The organism is Serratia nevei (assembly GCF_024160145.1).
In the GTDB taxonomy this organism is placed as follows: Bacteria; Pseudomonadota; Gammaproteobacteria; order Enterobacterales; family Enterobacteriaceae; genus Serratia; species Serratia nevei_A.
The window spans coordinates 1-438 of record NZ_JAMYWQ010000138.1; the positions used below are offsets into that span (position 1 = coordinate 1).

The 438-nt window shown below is 52.3% G+C and carries 1 rRNA gene; it reads right to left on the bottom strand.

Features of this window, described 5'->3' with window-relative positions:
- Positions 1 to 438, bottom strand: a 16S ribosomal RNA gene (locus M6G53_RS25120); the annotation flags it as partial.

A 438-nucleotide genomic window follows, 5' to 3' on the forward strand; every position in this document is an offset into this window, starting at 1 on the left:
GAGTTAGCATCTACCCGTCAATTCCTTTGAGTTTCAGCCTTGCGGCCGTACTCCCCAGGCGGAGTGCTTAATGCGTTAACTTCAGCACTAAAGGGCGGAAACCCTCTAACACTTAGCACTCATCGTTTACGGCGTGGACTACCAGGGTATCTAATCCTGTTTGCTCCCCACGCTTTCGCGCCTCAGTGTCAGTTACAGACCAGAAAGTCGCCTTCGCCACTGGTGTTCCTCCATATCTCTACGCATTTCACCGCTACACATGGAATTCCACTTTCCTCTTCTGCACTCAAGTCTCCCAGTTTCCAATGACCCTCCACGGTTGAGCCGTGGGCTTTCACATCAGACTTAAGAAACCACCTGCGCGCGCTTTACGCCCAATAATTCCGGATAACGCTTGCCACCTACGTATTACCGCGGCTGCTGGCACTCTGTTATGCG